This is a genomic window from Burkholderia sp. THE68 (genome assembly GCF_009938265.1).
Classification (GTDB): Bacteria; Pseudomonadota; Gammaproteobacteria; order Burkholderiales; family Burkholderiaceae; genus Caballeronia.
Window position 1 is genome coordinate 102,845 of the sequence record NZ_AP022315.1, and the last position, 19,193, is coordinate 122,037.

The 19,193-nt window shown below is 62.3% G+C and carries 20 protein-coding genes; 6 read left to right on the forward strand and 14 right to left on the reverse strand.

Annotated elements, in window-relative coordinates:
• Window positions 1-4: 4 nt before the first annotated feature.
• From fliD to BTHE68_RS00540, 8 genes are all read right to left on the reverse strand, one after another.
• On the reverse strand, window positions 5-1,540 hold the full coding sequence (gene fliD, locus BTHE68_RS00505; protein ID WP_162064682.1) for a flagellar filament capping protein FliD: 1,536 nt from the start codon (window positions 1,538-1,540) through the stop codon (window positions 5-7).
• A gap of 183 nt (window positions 1,541-1,723) precedes the next feature.
• Window positions 1,724-2,854, reverse strand: coding sequence for a flagellin (locus BTHE68_RS00510; RefSeq protein WP_162064683.1), 1,131 nt, complete (start codon window positions 2,852-2,854; stop codon window positions 1,724-1,726).
• A gap of 224 nt (window positions 2,855-3,078) precedes the next feature.
• A complete protein-coding gene (locus BTHE68_RS00515) occupies window positions 3,079-3,759 on the reverse strand; it encodes a WbqC family protein (RefSeq protein ID WP_232077886.1) in 681 nt (226 codons plus the stop codon).
• A gap of 11 nt (window positions 3,760-3,770) precedes the next feature.
• Window positions 3,771-4,493 carry a class I SAM-dependent methyltransferase gene (locus BTHE68_RS00520; protein ID WP_162064685.1) on the reverse strand — a complete coding sequence of 241 codons (723 nt, stop codon included), beginning with the start codon at window positions 4,491-4,493 and terminating at the stop codon, window positions 3,771-3,773.
• A 40-nt stretch (window positions 4,494-4,533) separates the two neighbouring features.
• The gene (locus tag BTHE68_RS00525; RefSeq protein WP_162064686.1) at window positions 4,534-5,313 is read right to left on the reverse strand and encodes a phytanoyl-CoA dioxygenase family protein; all 780 of its coding nucleotides are present in this window, start codon (window positions 5,311-5,313) and stop codon (window positions 4,534-4,536) included.
• A 3-nt stretch (window positions 5,314-5,316) separates the two neighbouring features.
• Window positions 5,317-5,838, reverse strand: a complete 522-nt coding sequence (locus tag BTHE68_RS00530) for a GNAT family N-acetyltransferase (protein ID WP_061174297.1) — start codon at window positions 5,836-5,838, stop codon at window positions 5,317-5,319.
• Window positions 5,839-5,840: 2 nt separating this feature from the next.
• Entirely contained in the window at window positions 5,841-6,998 is a 1,158-nt protein-coding gene (gene vioA, locus BTHE68_RS00535) for a dTDP-4-amino-4,6-dideoxy-D-glucose aminotransferase VioA (RefSeq protein ID WP_162064687.1), read from the reverse strand.
• Entirely contained in the window at window positions 6,995-9,334 is a 2,340-nt protein-coding gene (locus BTHE68_RS00540) for a tetratricopeptide repeat protein (RefSeq protein WP_162064688.1), read from the reverse strand. Before BTHE68_RS00540 ends, vioA begins: the two co-directional genes overlap by 4 nt.
• A 183-nt stretch (window positions 9,335-9,517) precedes the next feature.
• Here BTHE68_RS00540 and BTHE68_RS00545 point away from each other — a divergent pair, with 183 nt between their 5' ends.
• Together BTHE68_RS00545 and rpsU are read left to right on the forward strand one after the other, a co-directional pair.
• Window positions 9,518-10,468 carry an aldo/keto reductase gene (locus tag BTHE68_RS00545; protein WP_162064689.1) on the forward strand — a complete coding sequence of 317 codons (951 nt, stop codon included), beginning with the start codon at window positions 9,518-9,520 and terminating at the stop codon, window positions 10,466-10,468.
• 348 nt (window positions 10,469-10,816) lie between these two features.
• Complete coding sequence (gene rpsU / locus BTHE68_RS00550) at window positions 10,817-11,029, forward strand: 30S ribosomal protein S21 (RefSeq protein ID WP_008351904.1); 213 nt, start codon at window positions 10,817-10,819, stop codon at window positions 11,027-11,029.
• 90 nt (window positions 11,030-11,119) lie between these two features.
• Here the strand turns inward: rpsU and BTHE68_RS00555 are convergent, their stop codons facing one another.
• The 3 genes from BTHE68_RS00555 to BTHE68_RS00565 form a co-directional block, all read right to left on the reverse strand.
• Window positions 11,120-11,479, reverse strand: a complete 360-nt coding sequence (locus BTHE68_RS00555) for a hypothetical protein (RefSeq protein ID WP_162064690.1) — start codon at window positions 11,477-11,479, stop codon at window positions 11,120-11,122.
• 34 nt (window positions 11,480-11,513) lie between these two features.
• A complete protein-coding gene (locus tag BTHE68_RS00560) occupies window positions 11,514-11,939 on the reverse strand; it encodes a hypothetical protein (protein WP_162064691.1) in 426 nt (141 codons plus the stop codon).
• Between the two features lie 468 nt (window positions 11,940-12,407).
• A complete protein-coding gene (locus BTHE68_RS00565; protein WP_162064692.1) occupies window positions 12,408-13,013 on the reverse strand; it encodes a DNA-3-methyladenine glycosylase I in 606 nt (201 codons plus the stop codon).
• A gap of 111 nt (window positions 13,014-13,124) precedes the next feature.
• Between BTHE68_RS00565 and BTHE68_RS00570 the strand changes: the two genes are divergently transcribed.
• Window positions 13,125-14,042, forward strand: a complete 918-nt coding sequence (locus BTHE68_RS00570; RefSeq protein ID WP_162064693.1) for a glucosamine kinase nucleotide-binding domain-containing protein — start codon at window positions 13,125-13,127, stop codon at window positions 14,040-14,042.
• A gap of 33 nt (window positions 14,043-14,075) precedes the next feature.
• Entirely contained in the window at window positions 14,076-14,915 is an 840-nt protein-coding gene (locus BTHE68_RS00575) for a Cof-type HAD-IIB family hydrolase (protein WP_162064694.1), read from the forward strand.
• A 47-nt stretch (window positions 14,916-14,962) separates the two neighbouring features.
• Here the strand turns inward: BTHE68_RS00575 and BTHE68_RS00580 are convergent, their stop codons facing one another.
• The 3 genes from BTHE68_RS00580 to BTHE68_RS00590 all read right to left on the reverse strand — a co-directional run bounded on the left by BTHE68_RS00580 (window position 14,963) and on the right by BTHE68_RS00590 (window position 17,630).
• The gene (locus BTHE68_RS00580) at window positions 14,963-15,250 is read right to left on the reverse strand and encodes a PXPV repeat protein (RefSeq protein WP_162064695.1); all 288 of its coding nucleotides are present in this window, start codon (window positions 15,248-15,250) and stop codon (window positions 14,963-14,965) included.
• Between the two features lie 352 nt (window positions 15,251-15,602).
• Window positions 15,603-16,301, reverse strand: coding sequence for an aquaporin Z (gene aqpZ / locus BTHE68_RS00585; protein ID WP_162064696.1), 699 nt, complete (start codon window positions 16,299-16,301; stop codon window positions 15,603-15,605).
• 264 nt (window positions 16,302-16,565) lie between these two features.
• Complete coding sequence (locus tag BTHE68_RS00590; RefSeq protein WP_162064697.1) at window positions 16,566-17,630, reverse strand: glycosyltransferase family 4 protein; 1,065 nt, start codon at window positions 17,628-17,630, stop codon at window positions 16,566-16,568.
• A 645-nt stretch (window positions 17,631-18,275) separates the two neighbouring features.
• On the opposite strand from BTHE68_RS00590, the gene flhD reads away from it, so the two are divergent.
• Window positions 18,276-18,599 (forward strand): flagellar transcriptional regulator FlhD, encoded by a 324-nt coding sequence (flhD, locus tag BTHE68_RS00595; RefSeq protein WP_162064698.1) that lies wholly within the window; start codon window positions 18,276-18,278, stop codon window positions 18,597-18,599.
• 16 nt (window positions 18,600-18,615) lie between these two features.
• A complete protein-coding gene (gene flhC / locus BTHE68_RS00600; RefSeq protein WP_162064699.1) occupies window positions 18,616-19,182 on the forward strand; it encodes a flagellar transcriptional regulator FlhC in 567 nt (188 codons plus the stop codon).
• The last annotated feature ends 11 nt before the right edge of the window (window positions 19,183-19,193 follow it).

The following is a 19,193-nucleotide window of genomic DNA, read 5'->3' on the forward strand; positions in this document are numbered from 1 at the left end:
CGCGTTACTTGGCGTTCGTGGCCAGCGCACCCGCGCTGTTGGTGCCGCCGAACAGCGCCGTCAGGTAGCTGCCCTGAGTCGCCATCGACGACATGAGCGTATTCAGCGCCGTGAACTGCTGGTTATACGACGTCGTCAGTTGCTGCGTATAACTGGTGAGTTGCGTCTGCTGATCCGCGATGCTCTTCAGATCGGCATTGAGCGCGGTCGTGCGCGTGTCGATGATGCCGCCCGTCGCGAGAAACGACGTCAGGCTGTTGTTGAGTTGCGCGGCCACGCCGTCGGTCGAATTGAACAGCGACGCGACCTTGTTCGAACCGTTCGTGAGCGCATCGGTGAGCGCGGTTTCGTCGGTCTTGAGCGAGCCGTCGGGTTGCAGCGCGATGCCGATCGACGCGAGGTTGACCTTGCCCGTGCCCGATCCGATCGCCTTGCTGATCGTGCTCGCGATCGTGTTCTTGATCGTGTTCATCATCGAGTCGCCGAGCAGCACGCCGCCCTGCGAGCCTGCCGCCTGCGTGGAATCGAACGAGGTCAGCGACGAGGCCGTGCTGATGAAGTTGTTATACGCGGTGACGAACGCGTCGATGGTCGTCTTCTGGCCGTCGATGTCCTGACCGATCGTAAGCGTCTGCGTGGTGCCGACGGAATCCGCCGTGAGCGTCATGGAGACGCCCGTGACGGCTTCCTTGACGGTGTTGCTGGCGCTCGTGACCGGCGTCCCCGCGATGGTCAGATGCGAGTCCACGCCCGCGCTCGACTGGGTCCAGCCATTCGTGGCGTCGATCGTCGTGTGCTCGGGAACGGTGATGGTCTTGGTCGAATCGCTCGGATCGGGATCGGTCGTCGTGGTCGACGACGTCACCGCGAGCTTGTTGATCGCCGAGCTGCTGTCATCCGCGTTGACGGATATGTTGATTGCATTGGAAAGTCCCGTCGACGAGGAGCGCAGCACGAGGTGCGCGCCATCCGTGCCGTTGACGATGGTCGCCGTGACGCCGGGGTTGTCGGACGCCGAATTGATGGCGGACACGATGCCCGGCAGTGTGTTGTTGCTGCTGTCGAGCTTGATCGTGCTCGCTTTGCCGCCGACCGTCAGCGTGATCGAACCGGTGCCGAGATTGTCGGTCTTCGAAAACACGCCGGACGTGAGCGATTGAGCCGACGCGATATTGGTCACCTTCACCGCGTAGCTGCCCGCGACCGCGGTGGTGTCGGCGCTGCCAGTAAGGCCCTTGCCGTCGGCGGTGGCGGTGAACGAACCCAGCATCTTGCCGTTGGCGAGGTTCGCGATCGAACTCTGCAGCAGCGAAAGCACGGACTTCAGCGTGCCGATCGCGGTGAGCTGGGTGTTGTCAGCGGTTTTCTTGCTGTTGAGCGCGTCGGTCTGGCCTGCGACCTTCGCGTTGACGATCGCGCTGACGAGCGAATTCACGTCCATCGTCGAATTCGTGGATCCGCTGATGATCGACTGTGCGGCCTGCTGTACGGCGCTCGTCGGATCGACAGTGGAACCCGTTGTCGTTGCTACGGTGGTCATGTGTACTCCGGTCGTTGCGTGTTCGCGATCGTTCGAATGGGGCGGGAGTCGTCATCTCCCGGAAACGCGCACAGGGAGACGAGCTCCCCGGGCGCTGACTGCGATGTTTCTGTTGCGACTACTGTTACATCCGGCGCGCATCGTACTGAGAACGCGCGCCGCTTGCTGCGCTGCCGGCGATGCTTAGCCGAGGAGCTTCAGAACCTGCTGGGGCATCGAGTTCGCTTGAGCCAGCACCGAGATACCAGCTTGTTGCAGCACTTGAGCCTTCGACAGATTCGCGGTTTCCTGTGCGAAGTTCGCGTCGGTGACCTGCGATTGCGCCGAGGACAGGTTCGTCGCCTGTTGCGTCTGCGTTGCTGCAATCGACGTGAAGCGATTTTGCGCGGCGCCCAGGTTAGCCTGGATGCTGTTCACCGAGTTCAGTGCGTTGTCGATTGCTTCGATCGCGCCGTTCGCGCCATCGGTCGTGCTGATGTCGATTGCCGAAACGAGCGGCGGCTTGTTGTTCGAGTTGAGCGACGCGAGCTGCGTGGTTTGCGCGGCCGTTGCTGCCGTCGGCGTCTTGAACGCGATCGAACCAGCGGTCGTGCCCGAAGCAGCCGTCACGGAAAGTTCCGAGGCGGTTGCCACGCCGGACGAGATCGCCTGGTTGTTCTGGTCCGTGTACGTGAAGCCGCCCTTGCCGTCGGCAAGCACGTTGATCGTCGTGATCGCTGCCGTGCCGGTCGTTGCCGCACCCGTTGCGTCGAGGCTCAGGCCCGTGATCGAACCGATAGCCGTGCCCGATTGAGCGAAACCGCCGCCGATCTTGGCCGACGACACGTTCTGGCTCAAATCGACCGAGATGGTCTGGCCGACGTTCGCGCCGACCTGGAAGTTCACCACGCCTGCCGAACCGTCCAGCACGTTCGTGCCGTTGTAGGTCGTTTGCGATGCAATGCGGTTCACTTCAGCGATACGCTGTGCAACTTCCTTTTGCAGCGCGGTCTGGTCGCTCGGCGACAGCGAGCCGGTAGCCGATTGAACGGCCAGCTGGCGGATACGCTGGAGGTTGTCGGTGATCTGGCTCAGACCGCTCGATGCCGTTTGCGTCATCGACACGCCGTCGTTTGCATTCGACACGCCCTGGTTCAGGCCGTTGATCTGCGAGGTCATGCGCGAAGCGATTGCCTGGCCGGCTGCGTCGTCTGCTGCGCTGTTGATGCGCTTGCCCGACGAAAGGCGCGTAATGGCCGACGACAGTGCGCTTTGCGTGCCGTTCAGGTTTTGCTGGGCGACCAGCGAGTTGATATTGCTATTGATACCGATCATTTTCTTTCTCCAAGGGCCTGGCGCTTGTATCTGAAACAACGCCGATTCTGGTCGAGGCGGCTAGTTGTTTGGCCGCTTGTTTAGGTTTTCGGCGGCGGTCGGACAAAACTTTAGGCGCGATTTCGGGCAATCCGGAAATTTTTCAGACAAATGTTCCGCACGGCCTCCGGAGCGGCCTGCCGGACGCGTAAGAAACGCCCGGACGGCCGGCCGCGCGGGACGGCTTACACGAGATCGAATTCCCCAAGCATGGCTTTCACTTCGTCGGCCGGATTGAACATCAGCAGGTCGAGAATCGAAAGCCAGGGGACGAACGGGGCGTCGAACTGGCGGTATTCGAGCGGGCGGGGTTTCAAAAAGCGCAAATCGATTCCGCGTTCGGCAAAATCCGGCGCCGAATAAAGTGCGGTTCCGCCGATCGCGTTGATATACGTCGTCGCGCCGAGTGCGCCACAGATCGCCAGCACCTTGTCCTGCGCGCGAAGCGAATGGTCTATCGGCAACGTCGATGAAACGACGATCCGCGTGTCGAGCGACAGCCGGCTGGCCGTCGCGCGAATCGAGTGATGCAGGAAATGAAAGAGATTGCGCTCTTCATGCTCGACGCATTCGCGCAGCAATTCGAAGCCCTGCGTGAAATGCGGCGCGCGCCGATATGCGCCCTGCATCTGATTGAGCAGTTTGAGCCGGTCGAACGAAGGCGCGATGGCGCGCTCGACGACATCGAGCGAATCGGAATCGTTGACGAGCGGAATGCTGAAATACGCGTCGCCGCCGTTTTGCAGAAAGCGATTGCGATTGAACCAGCCTTTCTTCGTGTACTTGATGTTGTCATAAACGACGAACACGTCCACTGCCCCGATCAGCTGAAAGTAGCCGATATAGGGCAGAAAGTAAGGCTGCATGATCGCGACTTTCATTTGCCGCAGATAAGGTAAATGCTCGCGCACATCTGCGGATAGATCATGCCGAGGCTGTAAATGCCGTCGAGATATTTTTCGTCGATGATGCCCGCTTCGAGCGCGCGATCGAACTGGAAGTTGGCGAGCGCCTTGAACATCAGGCCGCCGCGCTGTTCGACCTTGAAGCCCGCGGCGCGCACATCGGCTTCGAGCGTATCGAACGAATACGTCCGGCGATGCCCGTGCGCCCATTCGCCCGGCGTCACCGCGTTGTTCGACGCGATCAGCCCCATCTGCACGGCGATCTGCCGTGAAGGCGCGTCGGCGTTCGGCACGAGCACGTAGAAGTGTCCGCCGGGAGCGAGCCAGTCGTGGATATTGCGCAGCACCGGACCGGTTTCTTCCAGATGCTCCAGCGTGTTGATCAGAAAGATCGATTGATACTTGCGGTCCAGATTCGCTTCTTCGAACGTCGCATTGATGAAGCGCACGCGGTCCGGCGAATTGCGCTGCGCGATGGCGATGGCATCGGACGACGCTTCGATCACCGTGAGATCGTCGAAGTGTTGCGCGATCAGCGTCGTCGAGCGGCCCTCGTGGCAGCCGAGTTCGAGTGCTGCGCCCGGCGCGAAATGCGGCGCGAAGCGCTTCATCATGTAGTCGCGCACGATCTCGTCGAAGTTGTAGTCGTATCGCTTGTCGGGCCGGGACTGGGCCTCGGCATTGTAGTCACGCATCGCTTGCCTTCTGTGTCTGGTCGGGTCTTGCCCGGTTAAGTTAGCCTTGATCGGGCAGATAGAGTCTTTCAGTGCGCGGCCGATACCATTCCGACAGGCTCACCGGCACGCGCGAATTGAAGCCGAGCACCTGGCGCGTCAGCGGCGCGAGTTGCGCACCGCGCTCCTCGCCGATGAGCCGCGCGTAGTCCATCTGCGGCTTCACGAACGCGGGCCCGTAACTGAGTGTCAGTGCGACGCGGTTGCGCGCCGTCGTATTGAGCGTGCCGCGATGCCACAAGTACGAATTGAAGAGCACGACTGAGCCGGCGCGGCCCGTCAGATATTCGGCGCCCGCGGCGAAGGTCGCGTCGTCGGGCTGTTCGTTCTGAACGTGCGAGCCGCTCAGCACTTGCGTCGCGCCGTTTTCGATCGTGAAGTCGTCGAGCATCACGAGCATGTTCATGCGCAGATTGAAGTTCGGAATGAACGTCGCGACATCGCGATGCACGCGATGCACATAGTTCTGCGCGCGCGGAACGCCGCCCACGGGATTGCACGCGTGCAGGATGTACGGCTTGCCCGCGAAGAAATGTTCGAGCCACGGATGAAACAGATGCATGCCGACATACTCGTCGATGCTGTCGTTCGCGCCGATGCTGTGATGCGCGGTGCCGTCCCCATTCGCGTTGATGCCGCTCGCGACCTGGTAGCCCGTGCAGATATCGACCCATTTCAGGCAATCGCGACGCAGACGGTCGACGAGACCGGCGTCGAGCGCATCGGGGAAAACGATCCAGCCTTGCTTCGCGAGACCGTGATCGAACGTGGTCATGTCCATGGCTTAGTCCTTCGTGCTGGCGAGCGTCGCCATCATCAGCAGATCGACGTAGCGTCCGCATTTGAAAATCGCTTCGCGCTGCACGCCTTCGTGCCGGAAGCCGATGCGCTCGTAAAGACGGATGGCGCGCGCGTTGTCCGCCAGCACCGTCAGCTGGACGCGGCGCAAGTTGAGATCCGCGAACGCGTGTTGCAGCATGAGTCGCGTCGCCGCTTCGCCGATACCGCGGCCGCGCGCCGCCGCATCGCCGATCTGGATGCCGAACTCGCCTGAACGGTTCACCCAGTGGATATTCAGCAGATAGACGACGCCGACGCATTGACCGGTTTCGCGCAGACAGATCGCGAGGCGCACGTTGTTCGCGCGGCTCGCGAGATACGCGTCGTACCAGCGCCGGTCGATGTCGCCGTTCACGTGCCGGAAGTTGCCGACGAGCGCGTCGACCACTTCGCGATCCGCGCGCCATGCGGTGATCGCGTGCAGATCGGCGGCTTCGATCTCGCGCAGGAAAATATCCATCTTCATGTTCAGGATTGCGGCTGCGCGATCAGGCCGACGATGCGTTCCATGTCGTGATCTTCGAGCGCGGGATAAATCGGCAGGCACAGCACGCGGCGCGCGGCATCGGCGGCAACCGGCAGGTTCGCAGCGTGCGCCGACGGCAGGCCGCGATACATCGGAAACTCGGAAATCAGCGGATAGAAATAGCGGCGCGCGTAGATGTTGTGATCGCGCAGATGCTGGAACAGCGCATCGCGCCCGACGGGATACTCGTCGGTGACGAGAATCGGAAAGTACGAGTGATTTGCGATGTATTCGTCCGCGCTCCCGGGTTGCGCAAGACAGCGCACGCCCTTCACGCCGGCGAGCATCGCGCGGTATTTCGCGTCGATCTGCCGGCGGCGTTCGAGCGCTTCATCGATATGCTTCAGCTGCAGCAAGCCGAACGCTGCGTTGATCTCGCTCATCTTGCCGTTGATGCCGGGCGCGACGACCGTCGTTTCATCGACGAAGCCGAAGTTCTTCAGATGATCGATGCGCTGCTTCGTCTTCGCGTCCGGGCAGACGATCGCGCCGCCTTCAAACGTGTTGAACACCTTGGTCGCGTGAAAGCTCAGCACGGAAAGATCGCCGTGACTGAGCACGCTGGCGCCGCGCGTCTTCACGCCGAACGCATGCGCCGCGTCGTAAATAACCTTCAGGTTGTAGTTGTCGGCGATTTTCTGGATCGCCTCGACATCGCACGGACGGCCGTAGCAGTGCACCGGCATGATCGCCGTGGTTTGCGGCGTGATGGCCGCTTCGATCTTCGCGGGATCGAGATTGAGCGTGTCCGGATCGACATCGACGAACACCGGCTTGATGCCGTTCCACAACAGCGAATGCGCCGTCGCAACGAACGAATACGGCGTCGTGATGACTTCGCCCGTCACGCGATGCGCCTGCAACGCGGTCACGAGCGCCAGCGTGCCGTTGGCGAACAGCGCGAGATGCTCGACGCCGAGATAGTCGCACAACGCCTTTTCGAGTTGCTGATGGAACGGGCCGCCGTTGGTCAGCACCTTGCTGTTCCAGATTTTTTCCAGATAGGGCAGGAATTCCGCGAGCGGCGCGAGATGCGGCTGCGTGACGAAAATGCGTTCGTCGACGACCGGCTCGATGAGGCGAACGGGAAGGCTGCTCATGATTTTTCCTGGTTGTTGCGTGCGGTTGCGACGGGCATTTGCACGTCCAGTGCGGTGGGCGCGACGCCCGCGCACCAGCGGCGCCACATTTCACGCAAGGAAGCGGAGAGGCCTGCCGCGATCACGGCCGGCTGGAACATCGGCGATTCGGCGCAGCGGCTGCGCATGCTCGCGCGCAGTTCGGCGAGCCCCGTGAGATCGTTCGCCCACGCCACGCCCTTCGCGACGAAGTCGGCACTGTCTTTCGCGACGAAGTCGCTCAAGCCGGCAAAGGACAGTGCGGCGGTACTGCCACGGCTTGCCATCAGGCGGCCGGCCAGTGTGATCGTCGGGACGCCCATCCACATGGCGTGAACTGTGGTCGTGCCGCCCGAATACGGGAAGGTGTCGAGGCAGATATCGACGTGATGGTGCTGCTGCAAGTACACGGGCATGCCCGAGCGCGTACGGAAATCGAGGCGTTCACGCGCAATGCCTTCCTTGCCGAACCATTCGATGAGCGTCTCGCAACCCGCATCCGGCGGCATCGCGCCGAGCAGCATGCGCGAGTCGGGCAGTGCGCGAAGCAGTTCGGACCACAGCGCGATCGCGCGCGGCTGCAGTTTGTTGATGCGGTTGAAACTGCCGAACGTGAGATAGCCGTTATGCAGCGCGGGCAATCCGTTGACGGGCGGTGCGAGCCGTGCCGGCTGAAAGGGCGCATTGGCCGGCAGGTGCGCGATCTTCTCGACGAACTGTCCTTGCGCGTGATGCGCGGGAACGTGGAAGCGATCGGCGAAGTAGTAGTCCATCGCCGTCAGACCCGTCGTGCCGGGGTATCCCATCCAGCTCGCCTGAATCGGCGCGGGTTTGCGCGCGAACATGAGCAGCCGGTTGCGTGACGTGTGCCCCGAAAGATCGATCAGCACGTCGATGCCATCGGCGCGAATCCTGTCGGCCAGTTGCGCGTCGTTCAGTCCGTTGACCGCATTCCAGCGCGCCGCGCTCTGACGCAGACGGGCAGTGACGTCGTCGTTGATCGAGTGGTTGTAGTAGACGTGAATCTCGATGCCGGTGTCGCGCATGAGATGCTCGAAGATCGGCTCGATGAACGTGGAAATCGCGTGATGAAACAGATCGCCGGACACGAAGCCGACTTTCAGTTGCCGCTGCGGATTGCGCGGGTTGCCATGCGGCTTCCACTGCGCGCGCAACGGTTGCTCGCATTGCTCGCCGAATGAGACGTGTTGCGCGAAGAGCGCGTCGGCATCGACGTTCTCGTCGTGACTCATGCAAAAGAGCAGGTTTTCGTGCGCGATGCCGTAGCCCGGCTCGATCTCGAGCGAGCGGCGCAGTTCGATCTGCGCTTCCCCGAGGCGGCCCTGGTCGAGCAGCATCACACCGAGCGTGCTGTACGCCACCGCCGAGCCGGTGAGCTCCACGGTCTTGCGCAAGCACGTTTCGGCTTCCTGGTGGCGGCCCATCGACTGCAACGTCATGCCCAGAATGCGAAACGCTTCGGCGTGCTCGGGCGCCTGCGCGATGACTTCGCGGCACGCGGCTTCGGCCTCGGCGAAGCGATTGTGCAGGCGCAGGCAGTCGGCGAGCACCTTGCGCGATTCCGTATCCGTCGGTTCAAGCTCCACGGTGCGCGAGAACGGTTCGATCGCCTCGAAGGTGCGTCCGAGGCAATGCAGCGAACTGCCCAGCGCCCGCCATCCGAACGCGAACTTCGGAAAGCGCTCGGTCATCGGACGCGCGATTTCGAGGGCTTCGGCGGCGCGTCCCTGGTGATAGAGCGTCGTCACGCGATTGACCTGCTGTTGCGGCGGTGCCGCCATCCGCATGACCGGCGCGTCGTTTTTGCCGGGCGCACCGGCGGTCTTCGAGGCTGGCTCGGACACAGGCGCCGGCGCAGGCGCGGCGAGCGGAACGGGCGCCTTCTCTGCCAGTACGAGTTGCTGGATAAGCAGATCGACCGTCGGTCCTTTCATCCCGCGCTGTTGTGCCATTTCGAGCACGACCCACGCCGCCGATACCTGGCCGCTCACCGTCAGCGCATTGATATAGCTGGCCCAAAAGTGGCCCTGATCCGGATTCGCGCCGACAGCCGCTTCGAAATGCGTGATCGCACGCTCGAAATCACGCTGTTGCAACGCGAGCGCGCCGAGATTGTGGTTGGCATCGGGATGAGCGGGGTTGGCATCGAGCACGATGCGATAGAGCGCCTGCGCCTCGTCCAGTTCGTTTTTCTGGTGGTGCTCGATTGCCGCGCCGAGCACTTGCGCCAGCGCCTGCTCGAATTCTGGGTCGATGGTGGAAGCGGGTGCGTCGCGAAGCTCGGTCGAAACGGTCATGATGTGCGGATTACGCCTGATGATTGTTCGAGAGGAATTATCAGGCGGGGCCTCGCGATCGAAATCGAGGAACTACGCGGGAAAACCGGCTCTGTTCGGATGATCCGCCGGGACGCCGCCGGCGACCGCCGCCATTCCCGCGTATCCTTTTTGGTTCGTTCTTTTCATGCATCCGGAGCACACATGCAGACACGCAGCATCGGCACCTCGGAACTGAAAGTCGCGCCGCTCGTCTTCGGCGGCAACGTGTTCGGCTGGACCGCCGACGAGCGCACGTCGTTCTCGATCCTCGACGCGTTCGTCGATCACGGCCTGAATTTCATTGATACCGCGGACGTCTATTCCGCCTGGGTCGACGGGCATCAGGGCGGTGAATCGGAGACGATCATCGGCAAGTGGATCAAGGAAAGCGGCAAGCGCCATCGGGTCGTGCTCGCGACCAAAGTGGGCAAGCTGAGCGCGCGCGCGGGATTGAGCGCGGCGAACATCGCGGCCGCCGTCGACGATTCGCTGCGACGCCTGAAGACTGATTTCATCGATGTCTACTTTTCCCATTACGACGACGAGAACACGCCGCTCGACGAAACGCTCGACGCGTATCAGAAGCTGATCAAGGCAGGGAAGGTGAGGGTGATCGGCGCGTCGAACTACACGGGCGAACGGCTCGGCGCTGCGCTTCAGATCGCCAGGGATTCGGGCTTGCCGGCGTATCAGATCCTTCAGCCGGAATACAACCTTTACGACCGCGAAGGCTACGAGACGGATCTGGAACCGGTGGCCGAGCAGCACAAGGTCGCGGTCGTGCCGTACTACGCGCTGGCGAGCGGCTTTCTGTCCGGCAAATACCGCTCGAAGGAAGACACGCGGCACAAGGCGCGCGGCTCGCGCGTCGAAAAGTATCTGGACCCGCGCGGCCTGAAGATTCTCGACGCGCTCGACGAAGTCGCGAAACGCAACGACACGACGCCCGCGACCGTCGCCCTCGCGTGGATGATCGCGCGCCCGAGCGTGACCGCGCCGATCGCGAGCGCCACCTCCGTCGCGCAACTCGAAAGCCTCGCCGCCGCGACGCGTCTCACGCTTGCCGCCGAAGATATCCAGCTTCTCGACGAAGCCAGCGCGTGGCAGAAATAAATCTGTTGCATCAATGAGTTGGACGGCGCGCGGGAGTTGGCAGTGGCGCGGTGTTCTGGTAACATCGCGCCCGAATCGAGAAATGTGCCCGATTTCCTGCCTTCGCTGCTGAGAATGACAACGTCAACAAGCAGCGGCGAACGGCTCTGAAATGCGCCTTCGTGTGGTTCTTTCGAAAGCGCACGCCGCTTTTCGCGGCTGAATCTCAACGCTCTCTTTTCCGGCCTCCGTGGCCGCTTTGCTCGTGTCCGCCGCGCCATCCGGCATTCGGCGGACGATCGGAGTGCCGGGGCGCGGCAGTTCATATCGTCGCGCGCTTTAAAATACGTTTAGCAAACCAGGATTTACATGACCACTATCGTCCTCAAAGAAAACGAGCCGTTCGATGTCGCGATTCGGCGTTTCCGCCGCACCATCGAGCGCAATGGCCTGATCGCCGAACTGCGCGAGCGCCAGTCGTACGAAAAGCCGACCACCGAACGCAAGCGCAAGAAGGCAGCCGCCGTCGCGCGTCTGCGCAAGCGCCTGCGCAGCCAGATGCTGCCGAAGAAGATGCACTAAGCGTCTTTTTCCTGCATGGCAGAACGGCGGTGCGACCCATCAGGGCGCACCGCCGTTTTGTTTGTGCTGCGAGTTATTTGGTCTCGTGAATCACACGAACGCGTGACGCTTGCCGAGCGCCGCGAGCAGCTCGGGCCACTCGTCGATATCGGCGTAATCGTGAATCTCTTCCAGTTCGATCAGCAGATCGATGATGTTCGGATCGTACGCATTCACGTTCGATGCAAAGAGCGCCCGCAACAGCTTGCCGTCCTGCGCATGCCGATAGTAGGAAATCCCGACGCCTTCGAGTTCCGGCTCGTACAGATCGTCGTTCACGAGCGAACCGATCGCGCACTTGCGGCCTTCCGGGCTGCGCAGCCGGCATGAACCGTTATCGTCTTCCGACACCGCGCGCTGCGTCAGCAGGTGCTCGCTGACGCGCTCGTAGATCTTCTTGGGGCTCAACATCGTAATAGGGCTTAACATCGCAGCACCCGCGCGCTCAGGCAGCCGTTTTCAGAAGCTCGGCGGACAGCCCGAACTGACGCGCGATCGAGGCGAGGCGCTCGCGCCATTCCCATTTGCCGAAGACGTCGTGCACGTTCTGCAGGCAAGAAAGCAATTCGACGGTATTGGGATCGAACACGTTGATGCGCGAGCGCAGCAGCGCGCGCCGCAGCGCCGTGACGCCGACATCCATGTATGCCGGGATCTGCTCGGGCGCCCTGAGAATGTAGCGGATGGGCACGCCTTCCATCGCGCTCATGTAGTCGCGCGGCTTGATGAAGCTGCCGACAGGACAGCCGCCGCAGTAGCCGCGGTAGGCGCCGCCGCCGTGCGGAAGCAAGGCCGCTTGCCCTTGCACGAAAAGATGCTGTACCGCGCTGTTGAAAATCTCCTGATGGGTCAGGAAGTTCAAGTTTTTCATGATCCTCTCCCCTGCGCCCCTGCGCAGCGGCCCTGCGTTTGAGTTTTCGAGAACCTGCGCCTTGCCTCACCGGAGCGGCGGCGTCGTTGCGAATGTGCCGCAACCTGAAGCAACGCTTCGCCGCCCGGACACTGCTTCGAGCATGGTGGGTCTTCCCGGCCTGGGCGTAAGGTCTCACAGCGCCCGATGTGCTCGCGTCGGATTTCTACACTCAGTGAACGATCCGTACACCGCCAGTTATAACGGTTCGGTCCGGTAAAAAGGTGCGCTAGCGCACGCGAGGACGCCATTTTTACACGGACCGCACGTTCGTGCAGTGCGGAAAAGAAGCCCGGAATCCTTGCTGATCGGGGAATTGCGCGTGCTTCACTGCAAAAAAATCGGCTTCTATCGGGATATACCCTAGGGTGTACGATTTACCCTCACAAACGTTGTCAAAAAGCAAAAATGTTCCGCATACGAATCGCTTTAGTGTGAGGATTTCGCTGCGGATCGACGTTTTGTTTTGCTTCTTGCGCGTGAGAGACAATCGGCCGCGTGATCGTTGACCATGCCCGTGGCCTGCATGAAGGCGTAGCAAATCGTCGTGCCGACAAACTTGCAGCCGTACTTCTTGAGCGCCTTGCTGAGCGCATCCGATTCCGGCGTGGACGCAGGCGTGGGATTTTCCGCATCGCGCGGCGTGTCGATGGTCTTGCCGTCGACGAAGGACCAGACGAACGCCGCGAACGACCCATGTTCCTGCTGGATCTGCTGCACGGCGCGCGCATTCAGCACGGCCGACGCGATCTTCGCCCGGTTGCGCACGATGCGCGCGTCCAGCACGATCCGCTCGATGTCCTTGTCGGTGAAGCGCGCCACCTTGTCGATATCGAAGCCCGCGAAGAGCGCGCGATAGCCCTCGCGCTTGTTGAGGATCGTCGACCAGGAAAGACCGGCCTGCGCGCCTTCCAGCACCAGCATCTCGAACAGATGACGGTCGTCGCGCGACGGCACGCCCCATTCGTGGTCGTGGTACTCGATCATTGCGTCGGTCGTGGCCCAGGCGCAGCGGGTTTGATCGGTGTCTGCCATTGCGGGTCCTCATCATTCTGAATCGCGTCAGCATAGCGGAACGCCCGCGCCGCGCCATCTATGCCGTTCGGCCAATTGGCGCGCGCCAGCGCCGACGGTAAGCTTGCGCCCATGAATACCTCCACGAATTTGGCATCCCAGGGCTTTCTCGTCGGTATCGACGGCGGCGGAAGCGGCACGCGCGTGATCCTCGCCGACGCGCAAGGCGTCGAACTCGCGCGCGCGAGCGGCGGACCCTCCGGCCTCGGGCTCGGCGTCGAGCGCGCGTGGCAGTCGATCGGCGACGCATGCCGCCGCGCGTTCGACGCCGCCGCGCTGCCCTTCGACTGGCGCAACTGCGCGCTCGGCTGCGGGCTCGCGGGCGTGAACAACGCGGAATGGCTCGCGGCCTTTCTCGCTGCGGCGCCTGACTTGCGCGCGCTGAGCGTCGAAAGCGACGCCTACACGACCGTGCTCGGCGCGCACGGCGGCGAGGCCGGCGTGATCGTCGCGCTCGGCACGGGCAGCATCGCGGCGTCGCTCGATCAGGCCGGCGTGTGCCGCATCGCGGGCGGCTACGGTTTCCCGAGCGGCGACGAAGCCAGCGGCGCGTGGCTCGGTTTGCGCGCGGTGGTTCATCTCCAGCGCGTGCTCGATGGCCGCGCGCCGGAAGACGGCTGGTCGCGCGCGCTGCTCGCGTTGACGGGCGCGACGGATCGCGACAGTCTCGTCGTCTGGCTCTGCAACGCGAATCAGACCGCTTACGCGACGCTCGCGCCCTCGGTGTTCGAATTCCGCGATCATCCGGTCGCGGCGCGGCTGCTCAAGCGCGCGGCCTTCGAGATAGAACGGCTGGTCGCGGCGCTCGACCCGCCAAGCGTGCTGCCCGTCGCGCTGTGCGGCGGGCTCGCCGCGCCTTGTGAGCCGTTCGTGCCGGCCGGGTTGCGCGAGCGATTGCGGGCGCCTCGCGCCGATTCGGCGGCGGGCGCACTCGCACTGGCGCGGCGCGCTGCGGCCGGATGGCCGGGTGCCGGCGGCGCGACGCGATAAAATAGCGTTCTCCGCAGCACCACAAAGGCAGTCATGTACTCGGTCATCGCTACTGATCTCGACGGTACGCTTCTGAACAGCGACCACCAGCTCGATCCCTTCACCGCAGAAACCGTGCGCACGCTGGCGGCGCGCGGCCTGCCCATCATCATTGCGACGGGGCGGCATTATCGCGATGTCGCCGGCATCCGCGATCTGCTCGGCGTCGACGCGTATCTGATCACGTCCAACGGCGCGCGCGTGCACGCGCCCGGCGACGAACGCATCTATTCGCGCGACCTCGATCCCGCCGCAGTGCGCCGTCTGGTGCAGCCGGATCTCACGGGCGACCACGGCCGCGTCATCGTCAATCTTTTTGCCGACGACGCCTGGCTCATCGACCGCCACGCGCCCGAACTGCTGGTCTTCCACCAGGATTCGGGCTTCAAGTACGAAGTGATGGATCTGCGCGAGCATGATGGCGAGAACATCGCGAAAGTGCTGTATATCGGCGAACCGGAGGATCTCGCGGAAACCGCCGCGAATCTCGAGCGCGAGTTCGGCGATTCGCTGTACGTCACGTATTCGCTGCCCGACTGTCTGGAAGTCATGACGTCGGACGTATCGAAGGGGCGGGCGCTGCGCTTCGTGCTGGAGCGGCTGGATGTCGATACCGCGCAGTGCGTCGCGTTCGGCGACAACATGAACGATATCGACCTGCTCGAAACCGCCGGGCATCCGTTCATGATGAACAACGCCAACCCCGATCTCATCAAGCGCCTGCCGAACGTGCCGCGCGTCGGGAACAACTTCGAAGCGGGCGTCGCGCATCATCTGCGCAAGCTGTTCGGCATTCGCGACGAACTGGCGTCGCCGGGACAGACGCCCGACTGAGCATCCGTCACGACGGGCCGCCGGCATGCACATGCGGCCCGTATCGCTTATCCGCGATGCGCCCAGTTGTTGCCGTAGCCGCCGTGGTTGTAATAGCCCGCGCGGTTCCAGCGGCCGTTGTCGTGGCCGTAGCCGCCGTGCCAGCGCGGTTCTTCATGGCGATAGTACGGCGCGCGATACACCGGGGCAGGACGCACATAGACCGGAGCCGGGGCCACATAAGCCGGCGCGCCGAGCGAGACGCCGATGTGCAGATCGCTGTGGGCCTGTGCCGCTCCGACCGCACCGATCACGAGGCCGGTTGCGACAAGCATTTGGGTGACGATGCGCTTCATTGTGTTTCTCCTTTGTGGCGACGTGTGTCGCATGAGTCCAATGTAAGCGCCCGCTGTCTTACACGCGTCGACGACTTGTTACCGTGTGCAAGGACGTCGTAAGGGATCGAGACAGCCGAATCCGCTTGGCGAAATCGTCGAAAGCCTTATTCCACAGGGCTCGCACCCACCAATGAGAATTCGTTAAAATCAGTGTCGCGGCAATTCATAAGCATGCTGCGTAATTCGGCATTACATCTGTCGCGGCTGTTTAATTTTTCAAGCGCGCTTTCGAATGCGCTGCGTGGCGAAAAAACAAAAACGGGCGCAGTTCGCGCCCGTTTGCGTACCGCCGAATTTCAACCGCCGACGCTTATTTCTGACGCGTCAGAGCCGGATAAAGCACGCCCGCCAGAATCGCACCGACGATCGGCGCAATCCAGAACAGCCAGAGCTGATCGAGCGCCCAGCCGCCGACGAAGAACGCCTGGCTCGACGAGCGCGCCGGATTCACCGACGTATTCGTGACCGGAATCGAGATCAGATGGATCAGCGTCAGGCACAGGCCGATGGCGAGCGGCGCGAAGCCCTTCGGCGCGCGGTCGTCGGTGGCGCCGAGGATCACGAACAGGAAGAAGAACGTCATCGCGATTTCGCAAACCAGTGCCGCCGTCATCGAAAAATGGCCGGGCGAGTGCTCGCCGAAGCCGTTCGCGGCAAACGCGCTCGAAGCGAAGTCGAAGCTCGGGTTGCCCGTCGCGATGAGATAGATGACCCACGCGCCGAGCGTCGCGCCGATCACTTGCGCGGCGATGTACGGCACGAGATCGCGCACCGGGAAGCGGCCAGCGGTCGCAAGACCGATGCTCACGGCCGGGTTCAGGTGGCAGCCGGACACGTGACCGATGGCGTAGGCCATCGTCAGCACGGTAAGGCCGAACGCCAGCGAAACGCCAGCGAAGCCGATGCCGAGTTGAGGAAAGGCCGCCGCCAGCACGGCGCTTCCGCAGCCGCCCAGCACGAGCCAGAAAGTACCGAAAATTTCCGCGCCGAGACGCTTCGACAAATGCATGATTCTGCCTACGTGAAAAGAATGAAAAGCCGTTGATTTAAAACAAGAACGCGTGATGCGCTTGCGCAGCGGAGTTTAAGCGCGGTGTCTTTTGCGAACTGTCAAAAATGGTCGATCGGCTCTCAATTCACGGGCATTGCATCGAAACTTCGGATTGTTCCGTATTCGGATGAATACGCGCTTCAATCTTCAGCGCGCAAAAAAAAGCCGCCCGATAAACGGGCGGCATTCGATCTAGCGTGAATCAGGCGTTCGCGCTGGCTATCAGCCTACCGCGACCTGACGCAACACCGGGCGCTTCGCGGCCTGAAGCATCGCCGTGTAGCTTTCGACGTAGTTCTGCGCCATCGTCTGCGCGCTGAAACGGCGCTCGAACTGGGCGCGGATTTCCGTGCGCGACAGCTCGTCGAGTCGTTGCAACGCGCCCACGGCGCCTTGCACGTCCTCGCAGATGAAGCCCGTCACGCCGTGGTCGATCACTTCCGGCACCGAGCCGCGATTGAACGCGATCACCGGCGTGCCGCAGGCCATTGCCTCGATCATCACCAGACCGAACGGCTCGTTCCAGTCGATCGGGAAGAGCAGTGCCTTGGCACCCGACAGAAACTCCGGCTTCTGCGCCTCGGTGATTTCGCCGATGAATTCCACGTGCGCCTGCGACAGCAGCGGCTCGATAGTCGACTTGAAGTATTCCTGGTCGGCCTTGTCCACCTTGGCGGCGATCTTCAGCGGCAGACCGCTCTGCGCCGCGATCTTGATGGCGAGATCGGCGCGCTTTTCCGGGCAGATACGGCCTAGGAACGCCAGATATTCCGGCTTCTTGTGCGGTTGCGGCGTCAGCAGTTCATGCGGCAGACCGTGATAAACCGTGTTGAGCCAGTTTGCCTGCGGCAGCGGCCCGCGCTGGTTGTCCGAGATCGAAACGACGTTCGCCTTCGTGAAGGTGTCGAAGATCGGCTGTAGCTCGGGCAGATCGAGACGGCCGTGCAGCGTCGTCACGAACGGCGTGTCCATCTGCGTGAACAGCGGAAACGGCATGTAGTCGAGGTGAAAGTGCAGCACGTCGAATTCATGCGCGCGGCGGCGGACGTTTTCGAGCAGCAGCATGTGCGGCGCGAGCGCATCGCGAATGGTCGGATCGAGGCGCAGCGCGCGCGGCCAGGCCGGTTCCAGCGTCGCCTTGGTTTGCGAATCGCCGCTTGCGAACAAGGTTACATCGTGGCCGAGGTCGACGAGCGCATCGGTCAGGTATGACACGACGCGCTCAGTGCCGCCGTAAAACTTCGGAGGTACTGCTTCGTGCAACGGTGCAATTTGTGCGATTCGCATAACGTGACTCTCCATGTAGGTGAGGCATTGCAGTCACGCTCCGGTCGAGCGCTCAACATGCCATTCGGGCGGGCCGCGTGTCGATGTGACGCCGCCCGAGATCGGCCCGGAGATGAGAAAACATCGCGACCGGGTTATCCCTTACTGCCCATTATCGGTATCGAGAGCGGCATTTCACGTCATTTTTCAATCGCTTATCGTTGTTACAGCGCGAAACATGTGCTGTTACGAAGTCAGAAATTGCATCGAAGCGGACGATGGGGACGAATTTGAAGCGTTGAATAGCCGCGGATGAGTCTTAAGCAATTCCCGGTCCCGCACTGCGCTGCAGCATGTGCGGACGGCGCGCGGGCCGCCCAGCATCGAGTGTTGTCATTAAGCCATTAAGTCAGACGAATGTTTGCCGATAACTTATCTGCTGTTCACAAGGTAAGAACGACGTCTTGTAAGAATTTTTCCTACACGAATCTTCGCGAAACTCCGTCGTTCTGTCGGAAGGTTTGTCCGACAGGCGCGCGCGCGGGCATCGGCGACAATCGAATCGACACCAGACAACACGCGCGGGGCCGGATTCGATGTCCTTTGCGAATCCGAGCAAACGTTCCCGCCGGGCCTTGACCAGCCACGTATCGATTCGGGGAACAGATGACGACCAGAACTACGAGTACGCTCGCGGAAATCCGCGAGGTGAATCTGTCGTACTTGCTCCTCGCGCAGCGGCTTCTTCAGGAAGACCGCGTTTCGGCGATGTACCGCCTCGGGCTGTCCGATCAGGTCGCGCAGGTGCTGACCTCGCTCACGCTCGCGCAAGCGGTGAAAGTGGCGTCGTCGAGCCATCTGCTGTGCCGCTTCCGTTTCGACGACCACACCATCCTCTCCTCGCTCGCCGACAAGGACCGAAGCGCGGCGCTTGCCCACGCACACGCGGCGATTCTGCTCGCGGACGCGTCCGTCGAGCAGATCGGCTAGCGCACCTGATACGCCGATGGCGACGAAAAGCGTGGTCGCGGAAGTCCGCGAAATCACTCTGGCGATCGAGCTGATCGAGCTCGGCGCGCGCCTGCAGTTGCTCGAAGCGGAAACGAGCCTGTCGCGCGACCGTCTCATCAAGCTCTATAAGGAGCTGAAGGGCGCGTCGCCGCCAAAAGGCATGCTGCCGTTCTCGACCGACTGGTTCATGACCTGGCAGCCGAACATCCATTCGTCGCTGTTTCACGCGATTTTTCGTTTCGTCGATACGCACGGCGGCGTGAACTCGATGATTCAGAAGATCGTCAAAAGCTACCGTCTTTACCTCGAACATCTCGAGATGCACGGCGACGAACCCGTGCTCTCGCTCACGCGCGCCTGGACACTCGTGCGCTACTTCGATTCCGGCATGCTGCAAACCAACGCCTGCACGCGCTGCGGCGGGCGCTTCGTCGCGCACGCGTACGAGCTGCGCGCGGGCTACGTCTGCGGCCTGTGCCAGCCGCCGTCGCGCGCGGGCAAGACCCGCAAGGCGTCGATGCCGCCGGGCGTCACGGCGCACGCGCCGCGCATCGCGGCCTGATGCCGCAGCCC